The sequence below is a fragment of the Streptomyces sp. NPDC006393 genome (assembly GCF_040628575.1).
Classification (GTDB): domain Bacteria; phylum Actinomycetota; class Actinomycetes; order Streptomycetales; family Streptomycetaceae; genus Streptomyces.
The window spans coordinates 1-22,677 of the sequence record NZ_JBEXZD010000072.1 but is presented as its reverse complement, the minus strand read 5'-3'; the positions used below and the strand labels follow the sequence as shown (position 1 = coordinate 22,677).

The window sequence follows — 22,677 nt, the reverse complement described above, 5'->3', positions numbered from 1 at the left end:
TAAGGCAGTCTTGTCCCCGTGCCCGAACCCGAATCCCGTCACGCCGACGCCCCAGCGCGCCCCGCTCATCCGCATGCCGCGACCCTGAGACGGCTGGAGAAGTCCTCCGGGTCCCTCGCCGCGCAGGCGATCGCGCGGATGGACGAGTCGCTGCCGTGGTACCGGGCCATGCCCCCGGAGAACCGCTCCTGGATCGGGCTGGTGGCCCAGGCCGGTATCGCGGCGTTCACCGAGTGGTTCCGGCACCCGGACGCCCCGCAGGCGATCTCGACGGACGTGTTCGGGACGGCTCCGCGTGAGCTGACGCGGGCGATCACGCTGCGGCAGACCGTGGAGATGGTGCGGACCACCATCGAGGTCATGGAGTCCGCCATCGACGAGGTGGCGGCGCCGGGGGACGAGGCGGTGCTGCGCGAGGCCCTGCTCGTCTACGCCCGGGAGATCGCCTTCGCCACCGCCCAGGTCTACGCCCAGGCCGCCGAGGCACGCGGTGCCTGGGACGCCCGGCTGGAGTCGCTCGTCGTCAACGCCGTGCTCAGCGGGGAGGCCGACGAGGGCGCCGTGTCACGGGCCGCCGCCCTCGGGTGGAACTCGCCCGAGCATGTGTGCGTGGTGCTCGGGACCGCGCCCGACGGGGACTCCGAGCTGACTGTCGAAGCCATTCGGCGGGCCGCGCGGCATGCCAAGCTCCAGGTGCTCACCGGGGTTCTCGGGGAGCGGCTGGTGGTGATCGCGGGCGGCAGCGACAACCCGCTGGCCGTGGCGAAGTCGCTGATCGGGCCGTTCGCCGCCGGACCGGTCGTGGCCGGTCCCGTCGTGCCCGATCTGCTCGCCGCGACCCGGTCCGCGCAGGCCGCCGCGGCCGGGCTGAAGGCCTGTTTCGCCTGGCAGGACGCGCCGCGCCCGGTGCTCGCCGACGATCTGCTCCCGGAGCGCGCCATCGCCGGTGACCCGAGTGCCCGGGAGCAGTTGGTAGAGGAGATCTACAGACCGCTGGAGGAGGCCGGGTCCGCGCTCCTGGAGACCCTGAGTGTCTATCTGGAGCAGGCGAGCAGCCTCGAAGGCGCCGCCCGGATGCTCTTCGTTCACCCGAACACCGTGCGCTACCGGCTCCGACGTGTGACAGACGTCACCGGATGGTCGCCGTCCGATGTACGATCCGCGTTCACACTGAGGATCGCCTTGATCCTGGGGCGTCTGGCCGACGGAGATCCCCAGACCTAGGCTTTTGTCGGGGGCCCACAAAACCCCTCCGTGTTCTTCGTCCCTGTCCCCACGGGCGGCTTCGGCCGTCCCCAAGAGAGAGTGTGAGAGTGCTCGTACTCGTCGCTCCCGGCCAGGGCGCCCAGACGCCCGGCTTCCTGACCCCCTGGCTCGAACTGCCCGGGGCAGCCGACCGTGTCACCGCCTGGTCGGACGCCATCGGACTGGACCTCGTCCACTACGGAACGCAGGCCGACGCGGACGCGATCCGCGACACCGCCGTGGCCCAGCCGCTGCTCGTGGCCGCCGGGCTCCTGTCGGCCGCGGCACTCGGTGACGTGGCACCGGATGCCGTCGCCGGGCACAGCGTCGGTGAGATCACCGCCGCCGCCTTCGCGGGCGTCCTGAACGACACGGCCGCGCTGACGCTGGTGCGCAAGCGGGGTCTTGCGATGGCCGAGGCCGCCGCCGTCACCGGGACGGGCATGTCGGCGCTGCTCGGCGGCGACCCGGAGGTGTCCGTCAAGCACCTGGAGAAGCTGGGCCTCACCCCGGCCAACGTCAACGGCGCGGGCCAGATCGTGGCCGCGGGCACCCTGGAGCAGCTCGCCGCGCTGAACGAGGACAAGCCCGAGGGCGTACGCAAGGTCGTGCCGCTGAAGGTGGCCGGCGCCTTCCACACCCACCACATGGCCCCCGCGGTCGCGAAGCTGGCCGAGGCCGCCAAGGCGCTCGAGCCCACCGACCCGAAGGTGACCTACGTCTCCAACAAGGACGGCCGGGCGGTGCCGAGCGGCACCGAGGTCGTCGAGCGGCTGGTCGGCCAGGTCGCCAACCCGGTCCGCTGGGACCTGTGCATGGAGACCTTCCAGGAGCTCGGCGCCACCGCGCTGATCGAGGTGTGCCCCGGCGGCACGCTCACCGGTCTGGCCAAGCGGGCGCTGCCGGGCGTGAAGACGCTGGCGCTGAAGACCCCCGACGACCTCGACGCGGCCCGCGCGCTCATCGCCGAGCACACGAACGCCTGACGCCCTAAGGAGCCGATCGCACATGTCGAAGATCAAGCCCAGCAAGGGCGCCCCGTACGCGCGCATCCTCGGCGTGGGCGGCTATCGGCCCACGCGGGTGGTGCCCAACGAGGTGATCCTCGAGAAGATCGACTCGTCCGACGAGTGGATCCGCTCGCGCTCCGGCATCGAGACCCGGCACTGGGCCGGCCCCGACGAGACCGTCGCGGCGATGTCCATCGAGGCCGCCGGCAAGGCGATCGCGGACTCGGGGATCGACGCCGAGCAGATCGGCGCCGTGGTCGTCTCCACCGTCTCGCACTTCAGCCAGACCCCGGCCGTGGCCACCGAGATCGCCGACAAGCTGGGCACCGACAAGGCCGCGGCCTTCGACATCTCGGCCGGCTGCGCCGGCTTCGGCTACGGCCTCACCCTCGCCAAGGGCATGGTCGTGGAGGGTTCCGCGGAGTACGTCCTCGTCATCGGCGTGGAGCGGCTGAGCGACCTGACCGACCTGGAGGACCGGGCGACGGCCTTCCTGTTCGGCGACGGCGCCGGCGCGGTCGTGGTCGGCCCGTCGAAGGAGCCGGCGATCGGCCCGACGGTGTGGGGTTCGGAGGGCGACAAGGCCGGGACGATCAAGCAGACCGTGCCCTGGGACCGTTTCCGGATCGGCGATGTGTCCGAGCTCCCGCTGGACAGCGAGGGCAACGTCAAGTTCCCTGCGATCACGCAGGAGGGCCAGGCGGTGTTCCGCTGGGCCGTGTTCGAGATGGCGAAGGTCGCCCAGCAGGCGCTGGACGCGGCCGGGATCAGCCCGGACGACCTGGACGTCTTCATTCCGCACCAGGCGAACGTGCGGATCATCGACTCGATGGTGAAGACGCTGAAACTGCCGGAGCACGTCACGGTCGCCCGTGACATCCGCACCACCGGCAACACCTCGGCCGCCTCGATCCCGCTCGCGATGGAGCGGCTCCTGGCGACCGGCGAGGCGAAGAGCGGCGACACCGCGCTCGTCATCGGCTTCGGGGCGGGTCTCGTGTACGCCGCGACGGTCGTTACCCTCCCCTAGGCACTCCGTGCCGGATCATGCGTCCGGGACGGCAACCGCAACACCTGCCGCTGCCGCGGCGGGCGCCACACCCTTACGGAACACAACGAAGGAGCGCCGACATGGCCGCCACTCAGGAAGAGATCGTCGCCGGTCTCGCCGAGATCGTGAACGAGATCGCCGGGATCCCCACCGAGGACGTCCAGCTGGACAAGTCCTTCACCGACGACCTGGACGTCGACTCGCTGTCCATGGTCGAGGTCGTCGTCGCCGCCGAGGAGCGCTTCGACGTCAAGATCCCCGACGAGGACGTCAAGAACCTCAAGACCGTCGGCGACGCGACCGACTACATCCTCAAGCACCAGGCCTGATCGACCGATCACTGCCTTGGGCTGACTGCCCCGCCACCCGGCGGTGGCGCCGTACGAATCCTCGTTTCCGTTGGAGAAAGAATTCCCGTGAGCTCGACCAATCGCACCGTGGTCGTCACCGGTATCGGCGCAACCACACCGCTGGGTGGCGACGCAGCCTCGACCTGGGAGGGTCTGGTCGCCGGCAAGTCCGGTGTCAAGCCCCTGACCCAGGAGTGGGCGGCCGACCAGGCCGTCCGTATCGCGGCCCCGGTCGCCGTGGAGCCGACCGAGACCATTCCGCGGCCGCAGGCCCGCCGTCTGGACCGCTCGGCGCAGTTCGCGCTGGTCGCCGCCCAGGAGGCCTGGAAGGACGCCGGGTTCACCGGCAAGGCGGGCGAGGACGGCAGCGACGGCGCCGTCGACCCGGACCGGCTGGGTGCCGTGATCGCCTCCGGCATCGGCGGAGTGACGACGCTGCTCGACCAGTACGACGTGCTGAAGGAGAAGGGCGTCCGCCGGGTCTCCCCGCACACCGTGCCGATGCTGATGCCGAACGGCCCCTCCGCCAACGTCGGTCTGCTCGTGGGCGCCCGTGCCGGTGTGCACACCCCGGTCTCCGCCTGCGCGTCGGGCGCCGAGGCCATCGGCTACGCCATCGAGATGATCCGCACCGGCCGCGCCGACGTGGTCGTCGCCGGCGGTACGGAGGCGGCGATCCACCCGCTGCCGATCGCCGCGTTCGGCAACATGATGGCGATGTCCAAGAACAACGAGAACCCCGAGGGTGCCTCGCGCCCCTACGACGTCGACCGGGACGGCTTCGTCCTGGGCGAGGGCGCCGGTGTGCTCGTGCTGGAGTCCGCCGAGCACGCGGCCCGGCGCGGTGCCCGCGTCTACGCGGAGGCGGTCGGCCAGGGCATCTCCGCCGACAGCCACGACATCGTGCAGCCGGAGCCGGAGGGCCGCGGCATCTCGCACGCCCTGCAGAACCTGCTGGACCGCACCGACCTGGACCCGGCCGAGATCGTGCACGTCAACGCGCACGCCACGTCGACCCCGGCCGGTGACGTCGCCGAGTTGAAGGCGCTGCGCAAGGTGTTCGGCGACGACGCCGACCACATCGCGGTCTCCGCGACCAAGTCGATGACCGGTCACCTGCTCGGGGGCGCGGGCGGTGTGGAGTCGGTGGCGACCGTGCTGGCCCTGTACCACCGGGTGGCCCCGCCCACCATCAACGTCGAGAACATCGACCCGGAGGCCGAGGCGAACGCGGACGTGGTCCGCGGCGAGGCCCGCAAGCTGCCCGTCGAGGGCCGCATCGCGGCCCTGAACGACTCGTTCGGGTTCGGTGGGCACAACGTGGTGCTGGCGTTCCGGACCGTCTGAGGAACTCCGGTACGAGCGTGAAGGGCCCCCACCGGTCGGTGGGGGCCCTTTCCCTTGCCGCTGTGGCCACTCGGACCCGGGGCCGTGGCTGAGAGTCGGACGCGGGGCCGTGGCTGAGAGTCGGCCCGGGGCGGTGCCTGAGAGGCGGGCCCGGGGCGGTGCCTGAGAGTCGGCCCGGGGCGGTGCCTGAGAGGCGGGCCCGGGGCGGTGCCTGAGAGGCCGTCACACCACCTGGTGCAGCCAGCGCACCGGGGCGCCCTCGCCCGCGTAGCGGAACGGCTCCAGCTCGTCGTCCCAGGGCTTGCCCAGGAGCCTGGCCAGTTCGGCCTCCAGGTCGCTCTCGCCGCGCTGGGAGCGGATCAGGGCGGCGCGCAGCCGGTCCTCGGGGATGAGGATGTCGCCGTGGATGCCGGTGACGGCGTGGAAGATGCCGAGGTCGGGGGTGCAGCTGTAGCGCTCGCCCTCGGCGGTCGCGCAGGGCTCGGCGGTGACCTCGAAGCGCAGCAGGTGCCAGCCGCGCAGCGCGGAGGCGAGCTTGGAGGCGGTGCCGGCCTCGCCCTGCCAGGAGAACTCCGAGCGCCAGGTGCCGGGCGCGGCGGGCTGCCGGATCCAGTCCAGGCTGACGCGCGTGCCGAGCACCCCGGCGACGGCCCACTCGACGTGCGGGCACAGCGCGCGCGGCGCGGAGTGCACGTACAGAACTCCACGTGTCGTCACCGGGACCTCCGGGCAGAGCGGGACTAAGTGCGGGCGGGCGGCAGTGGCGCTCGACCGCCCTGCTGATGGCGAGGCTACCGTGCGACGGGGCAAGGAGTGTGACGTACCGTCGGTCCCGGTGCCAGGAAGGGGCCCCCATTCACCCAGGGGGACGCTTGTACGGCTGTGCGCCGTCGCCTCGGTTGGGGACGGGAACCCTCGCGCGTTCTTATGGAGGGGAGTGCCCGTTCTGCGCGAGGTTGCGCGCGACGACCGAGGGGATCACGAGGATGCGGAAGCGAAGCCACCGTATGCGGGCCGCGCATGCCGTCGTGGCGGCGGCCGTCCTGGTCACCGCGGGCTGTGACGTGGTCGGTGACAAGGCGTCCGCCCGTGACGCCGGTGCCAGAGCGGCCAAGCCGCCCGTGGCGGCGACACCGGTCTGGGACGCCAGTCCGCACTCGATCGCCGCGGTCGGCGACTCCATCACCCGTGGCTTCGACACGTGCGCCGTGCTGTCGGACTGCCCGGAGGCATCGTGGGCGACGGGCAGCGACCCCTCGGTGAACAGCCTGGCGGTGCGGCTGCTCGGGGCGGACGGTGCGGCCCGGCGCAGCTGGAACCACGCGGTGACCGGCGCCCGGGTGGCGGATCTGAACGGCCAGATGGCCCGGGCGGTGCGGAACAAGCCGGAACTGGTGGCGGTGATGGTCGGCGCCAATGACGCCTGCCGCGACTCCCCCGCCCAGATGACCTCGGTCGCCGACTTCCGCCGCGACTTCCAGAAGGCGATGGGCACCCTGCGCAAGGCGCTGCCGAAGGCGGAGGTGTACGTCTCCAGCGTGCCGGACCTGAAGCGGCTGTGGTCGCAGGGGCGGACCAACCCGCTCGGCAAGCAGATCTGGAAGCTGGGCCTGTGCCCGTCGATGCTCGGGGACGCGGACGCGCTGGACGCCGCGGCGAAGCAGCGGCGCGAGACGGTGCAGTCCCGGGTGGTGGACTACAACAAGGTGCTGGCCGAGGTCTGCGCGAAGGACCGCCGCTGCCGCTTCGACCGCAACGCGGTCTTCGACTACCGGTTCGGCACGGCGCAGCTCAGCCACTGGGACTGGTTCCACCCGAGCCGCAACGGCCAGGCGAAGCTCGCGGAGATCGCCTACCGCACCGTCACCGCCAAGAACCCGTGACCTAGGGTTTCCCGCATGAGTGAACTCTTCGGCGCACTGTCCGACGGCACCCCGGTCCACCGCTGGACGCTCCAGCGGGCCGGGGTGCGGGTGCGCGTGCTGTCGTACGGTGGGATCGTGCAGTCGGTGGAGGTCCCGGACCGGGACGGGCGCACCGCGGACGTGGTGCTGGGCTTCCCGGACCTGGCCGGCTACCTCGCCCACCCCGAGCCGTTCCTCGGCGCCCTGATCGGCCGGTACGCCAACCGGATCGCCGGCGGCCGCTTCCCGCTGGACGGGCGGACGTACGCGCTGGCGCGCAACGACGGCCCCAACTCGCTGCACGGCGGGGAGCGCGGCTTCGACAAGCGGGTGTGGGACGTCACCGCCGTCGAGCACGGAGTGCGCCTGTCCCGGGTCAGCCCGCACGGTGAGGAGGGCTTCCCCGGCCGGCTGGAGGTCACGGCGACGTACACGCTGGACTCCTCGGGCGCCCTGAGCATCGCCTACGAGGCGGTCACGGACGCGCCGACCCTGGTCAACCTGACCAACCACACGTACTGGAACCTCGGCGGCGCCGGCTCGGGCGCGGCCGGCGGCCACGAACTGCGGCTCGCCGCCTCCCGCTACCTCCCCGTCGACGAGCACCTCGTCCCGGTCGGCGCGCCGGCCGGGGTCGAGGGGACCCGCTTCGACTTCCGGCAGTCCCGCAAGACCGGCTCCGGCTACGACCACGACTTCGTCCTCGACAAGGGCGTCACCCGGGCCGCCGAGGAGGTCGCCGAGCTCCACGACCCGGCGTCGGGCCGCACCCTGACGGTGGCGACGACGGAGCCGGGCATGCAGCTCTACACCGCCGACCACATCACGGCGCCGTTCGCCCCCGGCGACGGGATCGCCCTGGAGACCCAGCACCACCCGGACTCCCCCAACCGCCCGGACTTCCCGACCACGGTGCTCCGTCCGGGCGAGGTGTACCGCTCGGAGACGGTGTACGGGTTCTCGGCGCGGTGAGGGCCGGTCCGCCGCGGGACCGGCCGCGGCGGACACCCGCTTCCGGGTGCGGGCCCCGGCCCGCCTCCGCGGCCGGTCCGATCGATCCGACCGGAAAAACGAACAATTGTTCCTCGCCGCGCGGACGGCGGTGGCAGACTCTTCCGCCGTGATCATTTCCCGCGTCAAACGCACCCTTCCACGGCCGGGCCACCTGCTCACGGTCGGCCTGGCCCTGTTGTGTTCGCTCCTCTTCGTCCTCCCGGCGAAGGCCGATCCGGCTCCCTTCGACGACTGTCCCTCCGACACGCTGTGCCTCTACAGCGGCAGCGACGGCAGCGGCGACCGCCGCGACTTCACCGAGTCCGGCAACGCCGAGAGCTACGACGCGACCTGGGACGGCAAGACCCTGTCCGCGAAGAACAACACCAAGCTGTGGGCCTGCGTCTACGTCGGCACGGGCTACGGCGGCCTGCTGCAGACCATCAAGCCGGCCAACTCCGACGAGTACTCCACCGACTCGCGGTTCGCCGGCACCATCAGCTCCCACAAGCTGGTCCCTTCCCGTGCGCACTGCTTCACCGGATACGAGCGCTGCCCCGACAACCGCGTCTGCACCTTCACGGAGCCCAACGGCCGCGGCACGATGACCGTCCACCGGCCGGCGACGGACACGGCCACGAAGAACTACGGCAACAGCTACGGCAGCGACGTCGCGCCCGTGTCCGTGTGGAACCGCACCAGGAAGCACGTCTGCTTCTACCCCGAGCCGGACTTCACCGGCACCTGGACCGACCCCGCGGACGGCCAGGTGTACGGGGCGTACGTCGTCCTGCGTGGTGACAGCACCACTGTGCCCGCCCCGTTCGCCGGCACCTTCCGCTCGCACGAACTCGTCAACGGAACCTCGGAGTGCCAGTGACCAGGACCCACCGCCCCTGGACGGCCGCGGCCGCCGCGCTCGGCGCCGCACTCGCCCTCACCTCGCCGGCGAACGCCGAGCCGTCGGAGCCCAGCCTGCTCGCCGCCAACTGGACCAAGGGAACGGCCGTCACCGTCTCCGCCGGTGTCACCCGCACCACGTGGACCGAGTCGACGCCGGACAACCGCGCCAAGGCCCGCATCCTCCAGGTCGTCGAGATCGACCCCACCGCCGGGGCGCTCACCCTGGAGAGCACCGTCGGCAGGGGCGACGGCATCACCGAGACCGTCGCCGACCAGCTCGCCACCGTCAGCTCCGTCGCCGCCCGCCGCCCGCTCGTCGGCGTCAACGGCGGCCTGTTCAAGTCCGATCCCAAGCATCCCGACCACGTCCTGCCCGCCGACGACGAGCCCAAGGCCCTCGTGCACCTGGGCGTCTCGGCCACCGACGGCGTCCTGCACAGCGCCGGCTGCTGGATGAACGGCGCGGGCAGCAGCGGCGCCGTACTCCAGTACGGCATCCCCTACATCACCAAGCTCCGCGCCGAGCTGTCGCTCACCACCTCCACCGGCGCCACCGTCGGCCTGGACGACATCAACCGGGACCCGGGCCGGATCCGAGGCTGCGCGCGCGACGCGGAGGACGCGGCCGTCACCGACCAGAAGGGTCTGTTCACCGACCCGGACGAGATCGTCCTGTTCACCGACGACTACGAGTACCCGGTGCCGAAGCCCGGCATAGACCCGCTCATCACCGCCGACGACGACCCCGGCTTCGAGGTCGTCCTCGACGCCGACGGGGTCGTCACCGACGCCCACGAGGGACGCGGCGGCCGGACCGCGGCGGAGCAGGTGCACGTTCCGGCGGGCGGCCACATCCTCCAGGGCATCGGAACCGGCGCCCAATGGCTGCGCGAGCACCTGGTCCGGGACGACCGGGTGACGCTCGGTCAGAAGTTGCACGACGTGACGCTGGACCGGGACATCCCGCTGGACGACTCCGTCGACGTGGTCAGCTCCTTCCACCAGTTGCTGCGCAACGACGCCGTCCCCGACGAGCTGCCGAACTCATGCAGTGGTACGGCGACGGGCGCCGACGGCACCAACCCGATCTGCACCGACTCGCGCACCGCGCTCGGCACCAACATCAAGGGCCACCCCGTGCTCATCACCCTCACCGGGCAGGACACGGAGGACGGCGACTACCTGCGCACCTTCGCCACGCTCCTCGCCTCCCCGGAGCTCGCGCTGGTCGACGCCCTCAACCTCGACGGCGGCGGATCGACCACGCTGATGGCGGTCACGAAGCCGCTCAACGCACTCACCCCGCTCACCCCGCCCACGGACACGGTGAACGGCGTCAAGGTCTACCGGCACGTGGCCGATGCCGTGTACTCGGGAGTCGGCGGCTACGGGATGTACGCGAAGTAGCCGCTCGGCCCCCTTCTCGGCGGGCGGCAGGCCGCGGCCGGCACCGCCGCGGTGCTCCGGTTCCGCCGCCCGCTGCCGGGCCCCGCGAGCCCGGCGTGATCCGGACGAAAGAACCTAGAGTCCCTCGCCGCGCATTCGCTTGGCCGCGCGGCCGAGCAGGGCGACCGCGCCCGCGCAGACGAGCAGCACCGCTCCGCCGATCAGCGTCGGCTGCGCCTCGCCGCTCTTGATGCCCTCGCCGGTGACGGTGGTGGCCAGCACCAGGATGATCGAGTACAGGCTCCGGCCGACCTTGGCGCCCGCCGGGATCACCTGGAGCAGTTGCGGGATGGTCGTCGCGGCGCCGAGCCCCATGGCGAACGGGATGAACGCGCCTCCCATCAGCGCCCCGAACCCGAAGGAGTTGCCGTAGGCGCCCCAGCCGGCGCCCTTGACCAGCAGATAGCCGGTGGCGGCGAAGGACAGCAGGACCAGCACACCGTTGATGTACGCGGCCAGTGTGGCGGCCTTGCGGGCGCCGGGCAGGTGCGCCGCCGGGGAGCGCCAGGCGTCCGGGGTGATCAGGCGCAGCTGCCGCTTCATGGCCTGCATCTGCGTCAGCGCGAGGACGCCCATGGCCGCGAGGGCCAGCCCGACGGCCGCGGCGCCGAAACCGGCCGGGGCGCGCGTGATGCCGTAGTGCGCGCCGCCGAAGGTGAGCGGGATGCCGAGCACGAAGCCGTAGGCGAGGAGCTTGGACTTCTTCTGGATCCTGAGGACCAGCGTCCGCTGGTCGGCGGTGAGGTTCGGGTCCAGCCGCACATGGCCTTCGCCGAGCCGCTGAAGCGGGGCCTGGGGCTGCTGCGGGGCCTGGGGGGCATAGGGCTGCTGGGGGGCGTAGGGCTGCGGCGGGGGCGGCGGGTACTGGCCCGGCTGCTGCCCGTACGGTGCCGGCTGCGGTGCTTGCTGCGGGTACGGTCCGGGCTGTCCGTAGCCGCCCTGCGGCGGGTACGGCTGCTGTCCGTACGGTCCCGGTCCCTGCGTGTACGGTCCTTGCTGGGCCCCCTGCTGTCCGTACGGCCCCGGCTGCTGCTGCCCCGGATACATCTGCGTCTCCCCCTGAACGTCCACCGGACCGGTCTGGTCCGGCGTTTCCGGGCCGGGAGTCTGCCACATCCGGCCACGACGCCACGAGCCCCGGTCCAGGGGTCAGGTCCCGGACCGGGGCTGCTCGCAGGGAGACTTGTCCCGGATCAGACCCTAATCGCCGGGCTGCCGTGCGGGCCGCAGATCGAACGTCTGGCCGTAACCTCGTACGAACCCTTCACATACTGGCGGCCGTCCCGGGTCCGCGCGGGCACGGCGGCCACGACCTCGACCTCGACCTGCGCCTCGGGCCGGAACAGCCGGGACACCTCGAAGGTCGTGCTGGTGGGCGGGGTGCCGGAGAGGAACCACCGCCGTACGGCGCCGTACTCGGCGAGCTTGTCGACGTCGGTCGGATACGTGCGGATGCTGATCACGTCCGCCAGGCTCGCGCCGTGGGCGTCGAGGAGCGAGGCGACGGTCTCGAAGACACCGCGGCTCTGCTCGGCGAGTGTGGCGCCCTCGGCGATCTGGCCGGAGACGAACAACAGGGCGCTCCCGTCGGCGTGTTCGACGCGGGCGACCTGGGAGTAGTAGGGGCTCAGGGGCTGGGGCGCGCCGGCGGGGCTGCCGAGGGTGATCTGCATGTCGCAGCTCCTCACAGGGCGATGCGGGACACGGCGGTGACGGGGTCCGCGGTGCGGAGGTGGGCGGCGGCCGGGCGAGGTCGTCCTCGGCCGACTCGCCGACGCTGACTGGATCTCCGGCGGCCCACGGCCCGAGGGCACCCTGCTCGACGCGGTGCTGCGCCACGGCTTCCGCCCGCGCATCGCGCACGTCGTCGCCGAGTGGACCGCCGAACAGGGCTACGTCGCCGCCGGGCTGGGCGTGACCCTGGTCCCGGCGCTCGCCGCCGCGTCCGTACGGCCCGACGTCGCGCTGGTCGCGTTGCGGGACTCGGCTGTCAGGGGGTCCGCGGTGCCTGCGGCGCCTGCGATGCCCGGGTGACCGTGTCGCTGTCGCGGTTCGAGCCGCCGTCGCCCGTGTCGTCGCGGTTCGAGCCGCCGTCGCCTGCGTCGCCGTCGGTCCGGTCGACCGTCTCCTCGTCCAGAAGGTCGCGGGCGAGCAGCGTGGCGCCCGCGACCGCGCCCGGCATGAGGAACACGGCGACGAACGGCACCAGGAAGGCCAGGCCCAGCGGCGCGCCGAAGCCCCAGACCAGCGCCTTGCGGGAGCGCAGCAGGGCGAGACGGTCCCGGAGTTCGAGGCCGCGGCGCTGGAGCGCGACGGCCGCCAGCTCCTCGGTGAGGAAGAAGCCCGTGACGAAGAAGCCGATCACGGGCACGACCGTCTGGCCGAGGAACGGCAGAAAGCCCAGGGCGAAGAGCAGTACGCCCCACACCGCGGCCCGGACGAGCACGCGCAGGCTGTCGCGGGCCGATATCCACAGCTCCCGCCAGAGCGGCAGCGTGGACTCGGGTGCCGTGCCGTCCGGGGACACGTCCCGGTCGACCTGCTCGGACAGGATCTCGTAGAACGGCTGGCCGATCAGCAGGGTGACCGCGGTGAAGGTGATCACGGCGAGCAGCAGGCCGAGGGCGAACAGCACGGCGGTGAGGAAGCCGCGGAACAGCCCCGGCCAGGGACTCGGCCAGCCGTCGGCGAACGGGGTGGCCCAGGCGACGGCGTCCTCGCCCCAGATCGCGAGCGCGACCAGGGCCGCCGCGTACAGGACGAGGGTGATCAGACCGGGCAGCAGGCCCAGGTCGAACGACCTCCCGTGCCGGGCCACCCAGCGCTGGCCCTTCAGGAGATGACCGAAACCCACCCCAAGATCACGCATGGGCCCACTCTAGCGAGGGGCCCGTCGCCGGGAGGCCGGCCCCGGTCAGGCCAGCGTGACCGTGATGTTGCCGCGCGTCGCCTTCGAGTACGGGCAGACCTGGTGGGCCTTCTCGACCAGGGCCTTCGCGGTGGCGGCGTCGGCGCCGGGGATGTCGGCCGAGATCTCGACGATGATTCCGAAACCGTCCTCGTTCTTGCCGATGCCGACCTTCGCGGTGACGGTCGAGCCGGAGATGTCGGCGCCCTCCTGGCGGGCGACGACGCCCAGGGCGCCCTGGAAGCAGGCGCTGTAGCCGGCGGCGAACAGCTGCTCGGGATTGGTGCCGGTGCCGCTGCCGCCCATCTCCTTGGGCGGGTTCACGACGACGTCGATCCTGCCGTCGTCGGTGGCGACGCGGCCGTCGCGGCCGCCCTCGGCGGTGGCCACGGCGGTGTACAGGACCTCGGACTGCTGAATGGGCATGCGGTTGTCTTCCTCCTCGGTCCGCCACGACTCGCGCCCACGATCGACGGCGGATTCCGGAAAGAAGTTACCGCATGCCGGAAATTCAGTGAAGGCCATCACCGGGGAGCCGGTCCGCCGGTCCGCCGGTCCGCCGGTCCGCCGGTCCGCCGGTCAGAGCCTGACGATCATCTTTCCGGTGTTGTCGCCGCGCAGCACGCCGAGGAAGGCCTCCAGGGTGTTCTCGACGCCCTCGACGACGGTCTCGCGGTACTTCAGCTCGCCCGAGCGGACCCACGGTCCGACCTCCCGCACGAACTGCGGCTGGAGGTCGTAGTGGTCGCCGACGAGGAAGCCCTCGATGCGGCCTCGGGTCTGGATCAGCCGGGCCAGGTTCCTCGGGCCGGGGGCGGGCTCGGTGTTGTTGTAGACCGAGATCATGCCGCAGACCGCGATCCGGCCGCCCTGGTTCAGGGAGCCGATGGCGGCCTCCAGGTGGTCGCCGCCGACGTTGTCGAAGTAGACGTCGATGCCGTCGGGGGCGGCGCCGCGCAGCTGCTCGCTCACCGGGCCGCTCTTGTAGTTGAAGGCGGCGTCGAAGCCGTACTCCTCCAGGAGCAGCTTCACCTTCTCGTCGGAGCCGGCCGAGCCGATCACGCGCGAGGCGCCCTTGAGCTTGGCGAGCTGCCCGACCTGGCTGCCGACCGCGCCGGCCGCGCCGGAGACGAACACGACGTCGCCCTCCTTGAAGGAGGCGGTGCGCAGCAGGCCCGCGTAGGCGGTCAGCCCGGTCATGCCGAGCACCCCGAGGTACGTCGACAGGGGCGCGGCCTCCGGGTCGACCTCGACCGCGTGCCGGGCGTCCACGGCGGCGTACTCGCGCCAGCCGCCGAAGTGCAGGACGTGGTCACCGACGGCGAAGCCCTCGGCGCGCGAGGCGACGACCCGGCCGACGGCGCCGCCCAGCATGGGCTTGTTGAGCTCGTACGGCGCCGCGTAGGACTTCGCCGCGCTCATCCGGCCGCGCATGTACGGGTCGACGGAGAGGTACTCGTTCCGTACCAGGATCTGGCCCTCGCCCGGCTGCGGGAGCGGGGCCTCGACCAGGGCGAAGTCCTCGGGCTTCGGCCAGCCGACCGGGCGGCGGAGCAGGTGCCATTCACGGCTGACGGCGGGGAGTGTGGGGGTGTCGGACACGGTGGCGCCTCTCGTCGGTGCGGTGCGGTTCCTGGCGGGTCTGGTGCGGTCCTGGCGGGCTGCGACGCCCGAAATGTTTCAGCACCTGAAACAACCATGCGCCTGAATATTTCAGGATGTCAAGTAAGCGGGTACTCTGGACGCCATGGCCACTCCATCGAAGACCCATCGCCCCGATGCGCTGACCCAGGAGGTCGTCGAGCTCATCGGCGACGTCGTGGCCCGGTTCTACGAGGACTACGAGGACGCCGCGGGGGAGCACGCGCTGACCGGCGCGCAGGCGCGGCTGCTGAGTCTGCTGTCGGCGGAGCCGCTGCCGATGCGGAAGCTGGCGCAGAAGCTCAAGTGCGAGCCGTCGAACGTGACGGGGATCGTGGACCGGCTGGAGGCGCGGGGCCTGGCGGAGCGGCGGCCCGATCCGGCGGACCGCCGGGTGAAGCTGGCGGCGGCGACGGAGGAGGGGCGGCGGGTGGCGCGGGAGCTGCGGGAGGGACTGCGGTTCGCGCGGGAGCCGCTGGCCGGGCTGAGCGAGGGGGAGCGATTGGTACTGCGGGATCTGCTGCGGCGGATGCTGAACGAGGAAGCTTGAGCGACTTGAGTGAGCGGGCGTCGCTGTAGCAGTTGACCTGAGTCGCAGCCGGCGCGGGTGGGGATGACGTCAAGCCCTGGGGAGGCGCGACCGCCCGCAGCCATGTCACGACCGCCCGCGGCCATGTCGCGGCTGCACGCGGCTACGTCATGTGCACCACCACAGGAAGCGTTCGCACTTCGTGTGGGTCGCGGTGGGGGTCGGGCTCGGGCGGGGGTCCGACGTCGCTGGCGGCGGCGTGGGGGTGCTGCTCGGGCGGGGTGGTGCCACGGTCGTACCGGAACCGCCGCCCGTCCCCGCGCCCCTCGTCGCCGGTGCCGAGTGGCGCGGGCTTCCCGAGGCGCTCTCGTCCGGTTCCGGCTTCTCGTCCTTCGCGGAGGCGGACGGGGACGCCGATGTCGTGGCCGAGGCCTTGCGTGCGGCCGTGCCGCCGCCAGGAGTGCCGCCCGGCGGCCAGGCCGTCCCGGACGCGCCGGGGCTCGTCGCGCCGCCGTCGGCCGTCTCGTCGCCCGCGGCGGCCGGCTCCGGGCTGGAGAAGCCCGGCAGGATCGGGGCGTCCGTGCCCAGTTCGGCCAGGCTCAGGCCGCCCGCCGCCAGGACGAATCCCGCGCCGATCAGCAGGGTCCTGCGACGGCGCCTGCGGTGGGCCGCGGCCTTGCGGTCGCGGCGGCTCGCCACGGGACCTTGCCGGTCCTCCTCGGGCGTGCCGCGCCCGCGTCCACGGCCCCGGCGCCGATCCGCCCGGCCCAGGGGTTCCTCGGAGCCGTCCCCGCTGTCGCCCGCGCCGTCCGCGAACTCCCGCTCCTGCGCGGGGAGTTCCACGGGTTCGGCCGGCGCCGCGTCCGCGTATTCGTGGAGCGCTTCGGCCGGAGTGCCGCAGCCGGGGCAGGCGAGGGCGCCGTTGAGGTGACGTCGGCACGGGTGGCAGTAGTTCATGACGCGGGAAGACTAGATTCCGCGCGCGTCGGGTTCCTAGGCATCGTTGTGAAGGTTCCGTGGGGAAGCACCGAAAGGCTTGCCTAAACCGTTACGTGTCGGACCCATTGACACTCCCCGCCGCGCATCCTTACTGTCACGCCAGCATTTCGAACGGGTGACGAAATATCGAACAGCGAGAGGCAACCGCCGTGCGCATCACCGGAATCAGCACACACGTGGTCGGAACGCCGTGGCGCAACCTGACCTACGTCCAGGTGCACACCGACGAGGGGATCACGGGAGTCGGCGAGACCCGGATGCTGGGTCACACCGACGCGCTGATCGGCTATCTGCGGGAGGCCGAGACCAACCACATTCTCGGATCCGACCCGTTCGCTGTCGAGGACCTGGTCCGCAGGATGAAGTACGGCGACTACGGGCGCGCCGGCGAGATCGTCATGTCGGGCATCGCGGTCGTGGAGATGGCCTGCTGGGACATCAAGGGCAAGGCCCTGGGCGTACCGGTGTGGCAGCTGCTGGGCGGGAAGGTGACGGACAAGGTCAAGGCGTACGCCAACGGCTGGTACACCACCGAGCGGACGCCGGAGGCCTACCACAAGGCCGCCCAGGGGGTCATGGAGCGCGGGTACCGGGCGCTGAAGATCGACCCGTTCGGCACCGGGCACTTCGAACTCGACCACGAGCAGACCCTGTACGCCGTCTCGCTGATCGAGGCCGTGCGCGACGCCATCGGGCCCGAGGCCGAGCTGATGCTGGAGATGCACGGCCGTTTCTCCCCCGCCACCGCCGTACGGCTGGCCAAGGAGCTGGCCCCCTTCGACCCGGCCTGGCTGGAGGAGCCGGTGCCGCCGGAGAACCTGAAGGCGCTGGAGAAGGTCGCCGCCAAGGTGGACGTCCCGGTGGCCACGGGTGAGCGCATCCACGACCGGATCGAGTTCCGGGAGCTGTTCGACAGCCAGGCCGTCGACATCATCCAGCCGGACGTCGGCCACATCGGGGGCATCTGGGAGACGCGGAAGCTCGCCGCGACCGCGGAGACCCACTACATGCTGGTCGCCCCGCACAACGTGGGCGGGTCCGTGCTGACCGCCGCCTCCCTCCAGGTGGGCTTCACCTCCCCGAACTTCAAGATCCTGGAGCACTTCAACGACTTCGCCGACGCGGAGATCAAGAAGGTGGTCAAGGGCGCCCCGCAGGTGGACCCGGAGGACGGCTGCTTCCACCTCTCCGACGCGCCGGGTCTGGGCGTGGAGCTGGACGTGGACGCGGCCGCCGAGTTCCCGCAGCAGCAGGCCCGGTTCGACCTGTGGGCCGAGGGCTGGGAGCAGCGCAAGCCCAAGGGCACGAAGTGAGCACGGCCGTGAGCACCGCCGTCGTCGTGGAGGCGCCCGGCGCCCACCGGCTCGCCGAGCACACCCCGCGCGAGCCGGACCCGGGCGAGGCGCTGGTCGCCGTGCACGCCGTGGGGATCTGCGGCAGCGACCGCGAGGTGTACCAGGGCAACCGGCCCGAGGGATACGTCCGTTACCCGCTCACACCCGGCCACGAGTGGTCCGGAACCGTGCGCGCGGTCGGTGCGGGGGTGCCGGGGGACCTGGTGGGCCGCAAGGTGGTCGGCGAGGGCTTTCGCAACTGCCAGGTCTGCGACCACTGCCACGCGGGCGAGACGACCCTGTGCGGCGCGGGGTACGAGGAGACCGGCTTCACCCAGCCGGGGGCGATGGCGGCCACGCTGACGCTGCCGGCCCGGCTGCTGCACGTCCTGCCGGAGGACGCCGACCTCACCGCCGCCGCGCTGCTGGAGCCTGCCGCCTGTATCGCCGCCGCCGCGCTGAAGGCGGACGCCCGGCCCGGTGAGCGGGTCGCGGTGGTGGGCACCGGGACGCTCGGGATGTTCGCCGTGCAGTTCCTGCGGGCCGTCTCTCCGGCCCGGTTGCTGGTGGTCGGCACGCGGCGGGACCGGGAGGCGCTGTCCCGGCGGTTCGGCGCCACGGACTTCCGCACCAAGGACGAGGACCTGCCGGGCGGCTTCGACGTGGTCGTCGAGACCGCCGGGTCCGCGGACGCGGCCCGCACGGCCGCCGCGCTGCTGAAGCGGGGCGGACGGCTGGTGCTCACGGGCATCCCGGCGCCGGGCGCCGAGGGGCTCGACCCGACCGACCTGGTGGTGCGGCAGCTGGAGGTGCACACCGTGTTCGGGGCGCCGCCCGCCGCCTGGGCGCACACGGTACGGGTGTTCGCGGCCGGGCTGCTCGATCCGCTGCCGCTGGTCACCCACGAACTCCCGCTCACCGAGTTCTCCCAGGCCATCGAGCTGGTCGGGGCCGGCGATCCCAAGGTGGGCAAGGTCCTGCTCCGCCCGTAGTCGTGCGCCGGTCGCGGCGCGACCTGACGGCGCCGCGGCCGGCGCACCGCCACTTTTTTCACACCCTGAGCCACGAACTTCGTCCGAAATATCGAACGAATGGCTCGGCGAACCCGAAGGACAGCTTGTGACCGACGCTTCCGCCACGGCAGCCCGCAGGCCCGGTGAGCAACTGCTCACCGCGCTCGGCCTGGGCGCCCCCGCCCTCGACCCCGCCGACGCCTCGCCGCACACCTTCCCCGGCGGCGGCCGCTGGCGCACCGAGATCCCCTCGTGCGAGGGTCCCGAGGCGCTGGCGGTGGTCCTGAAGGAGTCCTCGCGGCTCGATGTCCCGATCCACCGGATCAGCCAGGGCAGCGGCGTGTGGATGCTCACCGACGCCGAGATCACCGAGATGGTCGAGGCGACCGCCGAACGCGACATCGAGCTCTGCCTGTTCACCGGCCCACGCGGCACCTGGGACACGGGCGCCTCGGTGCGCTCGGACTCGCGCGGCGCCGGGCTGCGCGCCCGCGGCCACGACGCGGTCGCCGGGTGCGTCGAGGACGCCGTCCGTGCGGCGGAGCTGGGCGTCAAGTGCCTGCTGGTCGCCGACGAGGGCGTGCTGTGGACGCTGCACCGGGCGCGCGCGGCGGGCATCCTCCCCGCCGACACCACGCTCAAGGTGTCCGCGCTGATCGGCCCGGTGAACCCGGCCTCCTACGCCGTCTACGAGCACCTCGGCGCCGACTCCGTCAACGTGCCCAGCGACCTGACGCTCGATCACCTCACCGAGATCCGGCGGGCATCGGCCGCTCCGATGGACATGTACATCGAGGCCCCGGACGACCTCGGCGGCTATGTCCGGATGTACGAGGTGGCCGAGCTGATCCGGCGCGGGGCGCCGCTGTACCTGAAGTTCGGCCTGTCCAAGGCGCCCGGGATCTACCCGTACGGGCACCAGCTGCGCGAGGTCACCCTGGCCACCGCCCGGGAGCGGGTGCGCCGCGGCCGGCTCGCACTGGATCTGCTCGAACGCCACGGCGCCGCCGGGGACATGGCGCCGCTGGGCTCACGGCTGCCGGGCGCGCTGCGCCGGTTCGAAACACCGGCATAACGTTCCGGAAAATCGGCTTCACAGAACACCACACGTCCGCGCACAATCCCACACAACCGTTCCCGGTCCACCAGTGCTCCGCCCCCACACATCCCTAGGCACCATCCCGACGCACCACCGCAGGACCAGGCCGAGCACCACCCCGAGCACCACCGACGCGCAGCGCCCCGCACGGCCCTCGCACCACCGGACCGACCACCGGACCGACCCCGCCACACACCAAGGATGATGACCATGCGCAACCGCAGAGCCGCACTCGCCGCGATGGCCACCGCCGCCTCGCTCGCCCTGACCCTCTCCGCCTGCGGGCAGAACAGCGAGGGCGGCAGCAAGGAGAAGTCGGGCGACACCAAGGGCGCCACCATCGGCATCGCGATGCCGACCAAGTCCTCCGAGCGCTGGATCGCCGACGGCAACAACGTCGTCAAGCAACTCAAGGCCAAGGGCTACAAGACCAAGCTCGTCTACGGCGAGGACGACCCGGACACCCAGGTCTCCCAGATCGAGAACCTGATCACCCAGGGCGTCAAGGGCCTGATCATCGCGGCCATCGACAACAAGTCCCTGAACAACGTGCTCCAGGAAGCGGCCGACGCGAACATCCCCGTGATCGCGTACGACCGCCTCATCCTGGGCACCAAGAACGTCGACTACTACGCGACGTTCGACAACGAGAAGGTCGGCAAGTTGCAGGCCACCTCCCTCGTCGACAAGCTGGGCCTCACGAACGGCAAGAAGGGCCCGTTCAACATCGAGCTGTTCGCCGGCTCCAACGACGACAACAACACCAAGTACTTCTTCAACGGCGCGATGAGCGTGCTCCAGCCCTACATCGACAAGAAGCAGCTCGTCGTGAAGTCCGGCCAGACCAAGATGAACCAGGTCACGACGCTGCGCTGGGACGGCGCCACCGCGCAGAAGCGCATGGACGACATCCTGACCTCGACGTACTCCAGCGCCCGCGTCGACGCGGTGCTCTCGCCGTACGACGGCATCTCCATCGGCATCATCTCCGCCCTGAAGTCCGACGGTTACGGCTCCACGTCGAAGCCGCTGCCGGTCGTCTCCGGCCAGGACGCCGAGGTCGCCTCGGTGAAGTCGATCCTCGCGGGCGAGCAGTACTCGACGGTCTACAAGGACACGCGCCAGCTCGCCACGGAGGCCGTGACCATGGTCGACGACGTGCTGAACAAGAGGAAGCCGGAGACCAACGACAACAAGACGTACGACAACGGCGTCAAGGTCGTCCCGTCGTACCTGCTCCAGCCGGTCGCCGTCACCAAGGACAACGTCCAGAAGGAGCTCGTCGACACCGGCTACTACACCAAGGCCGACCTGGGCCTGAAGTAGGTCGGCCGGCACTCCGACCGACCGTCTCCGCAATCTAGTTGAAGGGCACGACCATGGCGGGACCCGTCCTGGAAATGCGCTCGATCGTCAAGACCTTCCCGGGCGTCAAGGCGCTGTCGGACGTCTCCCTGAGCGTCCGCGCGGGCGAGGTCCACGCCATCTGCGGGGAGAACGGCGCCGGGAAGTCCACCTTGATGAAGGTGCTCTCCGGCGTTCACCCCCACGGGAGTTACGAGGGCGAGATCCTCTTCGAGGGGGAGCCCTGCCGGTTCAAGGACATCAACGCCTCCGAGAAGCGCGGCATCGTCATCATCCACCAGGAGCTGGCCCTGGTCCCGTACCTGTCGATCGCCGAGAACATGTTCCTCGGCAACGAGCACGCCTCGCGCGGGCTCATCAACTGGCACGAGACCCTCCGGCACGCCACGCGCCAGTTGCGCCGGGTGGGTCTCGACGAGAACCCGAACACCGCCGTCGCCGACATCGGTGTGGGCAAGCAGCAGCTCGTAGAGATCGCCAAGGCACTCTCCAAGGAGGTGAAGCTGCTCATTCTCGACGAGCCGACGGCCGCGCTGAACGACGAGGACTCCGACAAACTCCTCGATCTCATACTGGAGTTGAAGAACCAGGGCATCACCTCGATCATCATCTCCCACAAGCTCAACGAGATCCGCAAGGTCGCCGACTCGGTGACGATCATCCGGGACGGGTGCACCGTCGAAACGCTGGATGTGAAGGCGCCGGAGACCACCGAGGACCGGATCATCTCGGGGATGGTCGGCCGCGACCTGGACAACCGTTTCCCCGACCGCACCCCGCACCACCCCGAGGCCGGCGCCGCGCCCGCCCTGGAGATCCGCAACTGGACGGTGCACCACCCCATCGACCAGGAGCGCAAGGTCGTCGACGATGTCTCGCTGCAGGTGCGGCGGGGCGAGATCGTCGGCATCGCCGGGCTGATGGGCGCGGGCCGCACCGAGCTGGCGATGAGCGTCTTCGGGCGCACTTACGGACGGTACGCGGGCGGCACCGTCCTCAAGGACGGCAAGGAGATCCGTACGAAGACGGTCTCCGAGGCGGTCGGCCACGGGATCGCGTACGCCACCGAGGACCGCAAGCACTACGGCCTCAACCTCATCGACACCATCAACCGCAACATCTCGCTCGCGGCGCTGGGCAAGGTCGCGAGGCGAGGCGTCGTCGACGAGCACGAGGAGCGGCAGGTCGCCGAGGAGTACCGGAGTTCCATGAACATCAAGGCCCCGACGGTCTTCGAACCGGCGGGCAAGCTGTCGGGCGGCAACCAGCAGAAGGTCGTCCTCAGCAAGTGGATCTTCGCGGGCCCTGACGTGCTGATCCTGGACGAGCCGACGCGCGGCATCGACGTCGGCGCCAAGTACGAGATCTACACGGTCATCGACAAGCTGGCCGCCCAGGGCAAGGCGGTGGTCTTCATCTCCTCCGAGCTGCCGGAGCTGCTCGGCATGTGCGACCGCATCTACACGATGGCCGCGGGCCGCCTGACCGGCGAGGTGCCGCGCGCCGAGGCGACGCAGGAGTCTCTGATGCGCCTGATGAC

General features: G+C 71.3%; 21 protein-coding genes and 2 pseudogenes. 16 read left to right on the top strand and 7 right to left on the bottom strand.

What is annotated here, in order from left to right; all coding sequences use genetic code 11:
* The first annotated feature begins 18 nt into the window (after positions 1-18).
* The 5 genes from fasR (at position 19) to fabF (ending at position 5,003) form a co-directional block, all read left to right on the top strand.
* The gene (gene fasR, locus ABZ484_RS25815; RefSeq protein WP_358868301.1) at positions 19-1,224 is read left to right on the top strand and encodes a fatty acid biosynthesis transcriptional regulator FasR; all 1,206 of its coding nucleotides are present in this window, start codon (positions 19-21) and stop codon (positions 1,222-1,224) included.
* Positions 1,225-1,313: 89 nt separating this feature from the next.
* Positions 1,314-2,231: an ACP S-malonyltransferase gene (locus ABZ484_RS25810; RefSeq protein ID WP_358868300.1), complete on the top strand. Its 918-nt coding sequence runs from the start codon at positions 1,314-1,316 to the stop codon at positions 2,229-2,231.
* A 22-nt stretch (positions 2,232-2,253) separates the two neighbouring features.
* Positions 2,254-3,285, top strand: coding sequence for a ketoacyl-ACP synthase III (locus ABZ484_RS25805; RefSeq protein ID WP_358868299.1), 1,032 nt, complete (start codon positions 2,254-2,256; stop codon positions 3,283-3,285).
* Between the two features lie 101 nt (positions 3,286-3,386).
* The gene (locus ABZ484_RS25800) at positions 3,387-3,635 is read left to right on the top strand and encodes an acyl carrier protein (protein ID WP_018545314.1); all 249 of its coding nucleotides are present in this window, start codon (positions 3,387-3,389) and stop codon (positions 3,633-3,635) included.
* Between the two features lie 87 nt (positions 3,636-3,722).
* The gene (gene fabF, locus ABZ484_RS25795; protein ID WP_358868298.1) at positions 3,723-5,003 is read left to right on the top strand and encodes a beta-ketoacyl-ACP synthase II; all 1,281 of its coding nucleotides are present in this window, start codon (positions 3,723-3,725) and stop codon (positions 5,001-5,003) included.
* 222 nt (positions 5,004-5,225) lie between these two features.
* On the opposite strand, the gene ABZ484_RS25790 is transcribed toward fabF, so the two are convergent.
* On the bottom strand, positions 5,226-5,720 hold the full coding sequence (locus ABZ484_RS25790) for a DUF3145 domain-containing protein (RefSeq protein ID WP_030173395.1): 495 nt from the start codon (positions 5,718-5,720) through the stop codon (positions 5,226-5,228).
* A gap of 269 nt (positions 5,721-5,989) precedes the next feature.
* On the opposite strand from ABZ484_RS25790, the gene ABZ484_RS25785 reads away from it, so the two are divergent.
* The 4 genes from ABZ484_RS25785 (at position 5,990) to ABZ484_RS25770 (ending at position 10,210) form a co-directional block, all read left to right on the top strand.
* On the top strand, positions 5,990-6,886 hold the full coding sequence (locus ABZ484_RS25785) for an SGNH/GDSL hydrolase family protein (protein ID WP_358868297.1): 897 nt from the start codon (positions 5,990-5,992) through the stop codon (positions 6,884-6,886).
* A 15-nt stretch (positions 6,887-6,901) separates the two neighbouring features.
* A complete protein-coding gene (locus tag ABZ484_RS25780) occupies positions 6,902-7,879 on the top strand; it encodes an aldose epimerase family protein (protein WP_358868296.1) in 978 nt (325 codons plus the stop codon).
* A 148-nt stretch (positions 7,880-8,027) separates the two neighbouring features.
* On the top strand, positions 8,028-8,780 hold the full coding sequence (locus ABZ484_RS25775; protein ID WP_358868295.1) for a peptidase inhibitor family I36 protein: 753 nt from the start codon (positions 8,028-8,030) through the stop codon (positions 8,778-8,780).
* Positions 8,777-10,210, top strand: coding sequence for a phosphodiester glycosidase family protein (locus ABZ484_RS25770; protein WP_358868294.1), 1,434 nt, complete (start codon positions 8,777-8,779; stop codon positions 10,208-10,210). The genes ABZ484_RS25775 and ABZ484_RS25770 overlap by 4 nt, the downstream gene beginning before the upstream one ends.
* A gap of 114 nt (positions 10,211-10,324) precedes the next feature.
* Here the strand turns inward: ABZ484_RS25770 and ABZ484_RS25765 are convergent, their stop codons facing one another.
* Together ABZ484_RS25765 and ABZ484_RS25760 are read right to left on the bottom strand one after the other, a co-directional pair.
* A complete protein-coding gene (locus ABZ484_RS25765; protein ID WP_358868293.1) occupies positions 10,325-11,320 on the bottom strand; it encodes a hypothetical protein in 996 nt (331 codons plus the stop codon).
* A gap of 221 nt (positions 11,321-11,541) precedes the next feature.
* Positions 11,542-11,922 (bottom strand): annotated as a pseudogene (locus ABZ484_RS25760) (RidA family protein); the annotation flags it as partial.
* Positions 11,923-12,007: 85 nt separating this feature from the next.
* On the opposite strand from ABZ484_RS25760, the pseudogene ABZ484_RS25755 reads away from it, so the two are divergent.
* Positions 12,008-12,226: pseudogene (locus tag ABZ484_RS25755) on the top strand (LysR substrate-binding domain-containing protein); the annotation flags it as partial.
* Between the two features lie 13 nt (positions 12,227-12,239).
* Here the strand turns inward: ABZ484_RS25755 and ABZ484_RS25750 are convergent.
* From ABZ484_RS25750 to ABZ484_RS25740, 3 genes are all read right to left on the bottom strand, one after another.
* Positions 12,240-13,118 (bottom strand): EI24 domain-containing protein, encoded by an 879-nt coding sequence (locus ABZ484_RS25750; RefSeq protein WP_358868292.1) that lies wholly within the window; start codon positions 13,116-13,118, stop codon positions 12,240-12,242.
* Between the two features lie 45 nt (positions 13,119-13,163).
* Positions 13,164-13,583: an organic hydroperoxide resistance protein gene (locus tag ABZ484_RS25745; RefSeq protein WP_358868291.1), complete on the bottom strand. Its 420-nt coding sequence runs from the start codon at positions 13,581-13,583 to the stop codon at positions 13,164-13,166.
* 153 nt (positions 13,584-13,736) lie between these two features.
* On the bottom strand, positions 13,737-14,759 hold the full coding sequence (locus tag ABZ484_RS25740; protein WP_358868290.1) for an NADP-dependent oxidoreductase: 1,023 nt from the start codon (positions 14,757-14,759) through the stop codon (positions 13,737-13,739).
* Positions 14,760-14,904: 145 nt separating this feature from the next.
* Between ABZ484_RS25740 and ABZ484_RS25735 the strand changes: the two genes are divergently transcribed.
* Positions 14,905-15,348, top strand: a complete 444-nt coding sequence (locus tag ABZ484_RS25735) for a MarR family transcriptional regulator (RefSeq protein ID WP_358868289.1) — start codon at positions 14,905-14,907, stop codon at positions 15,346-15,348.
* Between the two features lie 147 nt (positions 15,349-15,495).
* Here ABZ484_RS25735 and ABZ484_RS25730 read toward each other — a convergent pair whose 3' ends face one another.
* Positions 15,496-16,284 (bottom strand): hypothetical protein, encoded by a 789-nt coding sequence (locus ABZ484_RS25730; RefSeq protein ID WP_358868288.1) that lies wholly within the window; start codon positions 16,282-16,284, stop codon positions 15,496-15,498.
* A 191-nt stretch (positions 16,285-16,475) separates the two neighbouring features.
* Between ABZ484_RS25730 and ABZ484_RS25725 the strand changes: the two genes are divergently transcribed.
* From ABZ484_RS25725 to mmsA, 5 genes are all read left to right on the top strand, one after another.
* On the top strand, positions 16,476-17,639 hold the full coding sequence (locus ABZ484_RS25725; RefSeq protein WP_358868287.1) for a mandelate racemase/muconate lactonizing enzyme family protein: 1,164 nt from the start codon (positions 16,476-16,478) through the stop codon (positions 17,637-17,639).
* 8 nt (positions 17,640-17,647) lie between these two features.
* On the top strand, positions 17,648-18,652 hold the full coding sequence (locus ABZ484_RS25720; protein WP_358868286.1) for an alcohol dehydrogenase catalytic domain-containing protein: 1,005 nt from the start codon (positions 17,648-17,650) through the stop codon (positions 18,650-18,652).
* A gap of 127 nt (positions 18,653-18,779) precedes the next feature.
* Positions 18,780-19,748 carry a hypothetical protein gene (locus ABZ484_RS25715; RefSeq protein WP_358868285.1) on the top strand — a complete coding sequence of 323 codons (969 nt, stop codon included), beginning with the start codon at positions 18,780-18,782 and terminating at the stop codon, positions 19,746-19,748.
* Positions 19,749-19,982: 234 nt separating this feature from the next.
* The gene (gene chvE, locus ABZ484_RS25710; RefSeq protein ID WP_358868284.1) at positions 19,983-21,098 is read left to right on the top strand and encodes a multiple monosaccharide ABC transporter substrate-binding protein; all 1,116 of its coding nucleotides are present in this window, start codon (positions 19,983-19,985) and stop codon (positions 21,096-21,098) included.
* 53 nt (positions 21,099-21,151) lie between these two features.
* Positions 21,152-22,677, top strand: a 1,526-nt coding sequence (mmsA, locus tag ABZ484_RS25705; protein WP_358868283.1) for a multiple monosaccharide ABC transporter ATP-binding protein, incomplete at its 3' end; no start/stop codon positions are given.

Excerpts from the sequence above, each read along its gene's own strand:
- ABZ484_RS25800 (WP_018545314.1), top strand. The coding sequence starts at position 3,387 with ATGGCCGCCACTCAGGAAGAGATCGTCGCCGGTCTCGCCGAGATCGTG.
- ABZ484_RS25735 (WP_358868289.1), top strand. The coding sequence starts at position 14,905 with ATGGCCACTCCATCGAAGACCCATCGCCCCGATGCGCTGACCCAGGAG.
- ABZ484_RS25750 (WP_358868292.1), bottom strand. The coding sequence starts at position 13,118 with ATGCGTGATCTTGGGGTGGGTTTCGGTCATCTCCTGAAGGGCCAGCGC.
- ABZ484_RS25780 (WP_358868296.1), top strand. The coding sequence starts at position 6,902 with ATGAGTGAACTCTTCGGCGCACTGTCCGACGGCACCCCGGTCCACCGC.
- ABZ484_RS25805 (WP_358868299.1), top strand. The coding sequence starts at position 2,254 with ATGTCGAAGATCAAGCCCAGCAAGGGCGCCCCGTACGCGCGCATCCTC.
- chvE (WP_358868284.1), top strand. The coding sequence starts at position 19,983 with ATGCGCAACCGCAGAGCCGCACTCGCCGCGATGGCCACCGCCGCCTCG.
- ABZ484_RS25745 (WP_358868291.1), bottom strand. The coding sequence starts at position 13,583 with ATGCCCATTCAGCAGTCCGAGGTCCTGTACACCGCCGTGGCCACCGCC.
- ABZ484_RS25785 (WP_358868297.1), top strand. The coding sequence starts at position 5,990 with ATGCGGAAGCGAAGCCACCGTATGCGGGCCGCGCATGCCGTCGTGGCG.
- ABZ484_RS25730 (WP_358868288.1), bottom strand. The coding sequence starts at position 16,284 with ATGAACTACTGCCACCCGTGCCGACGTCACCTCAACGGCGCCCTCGCC.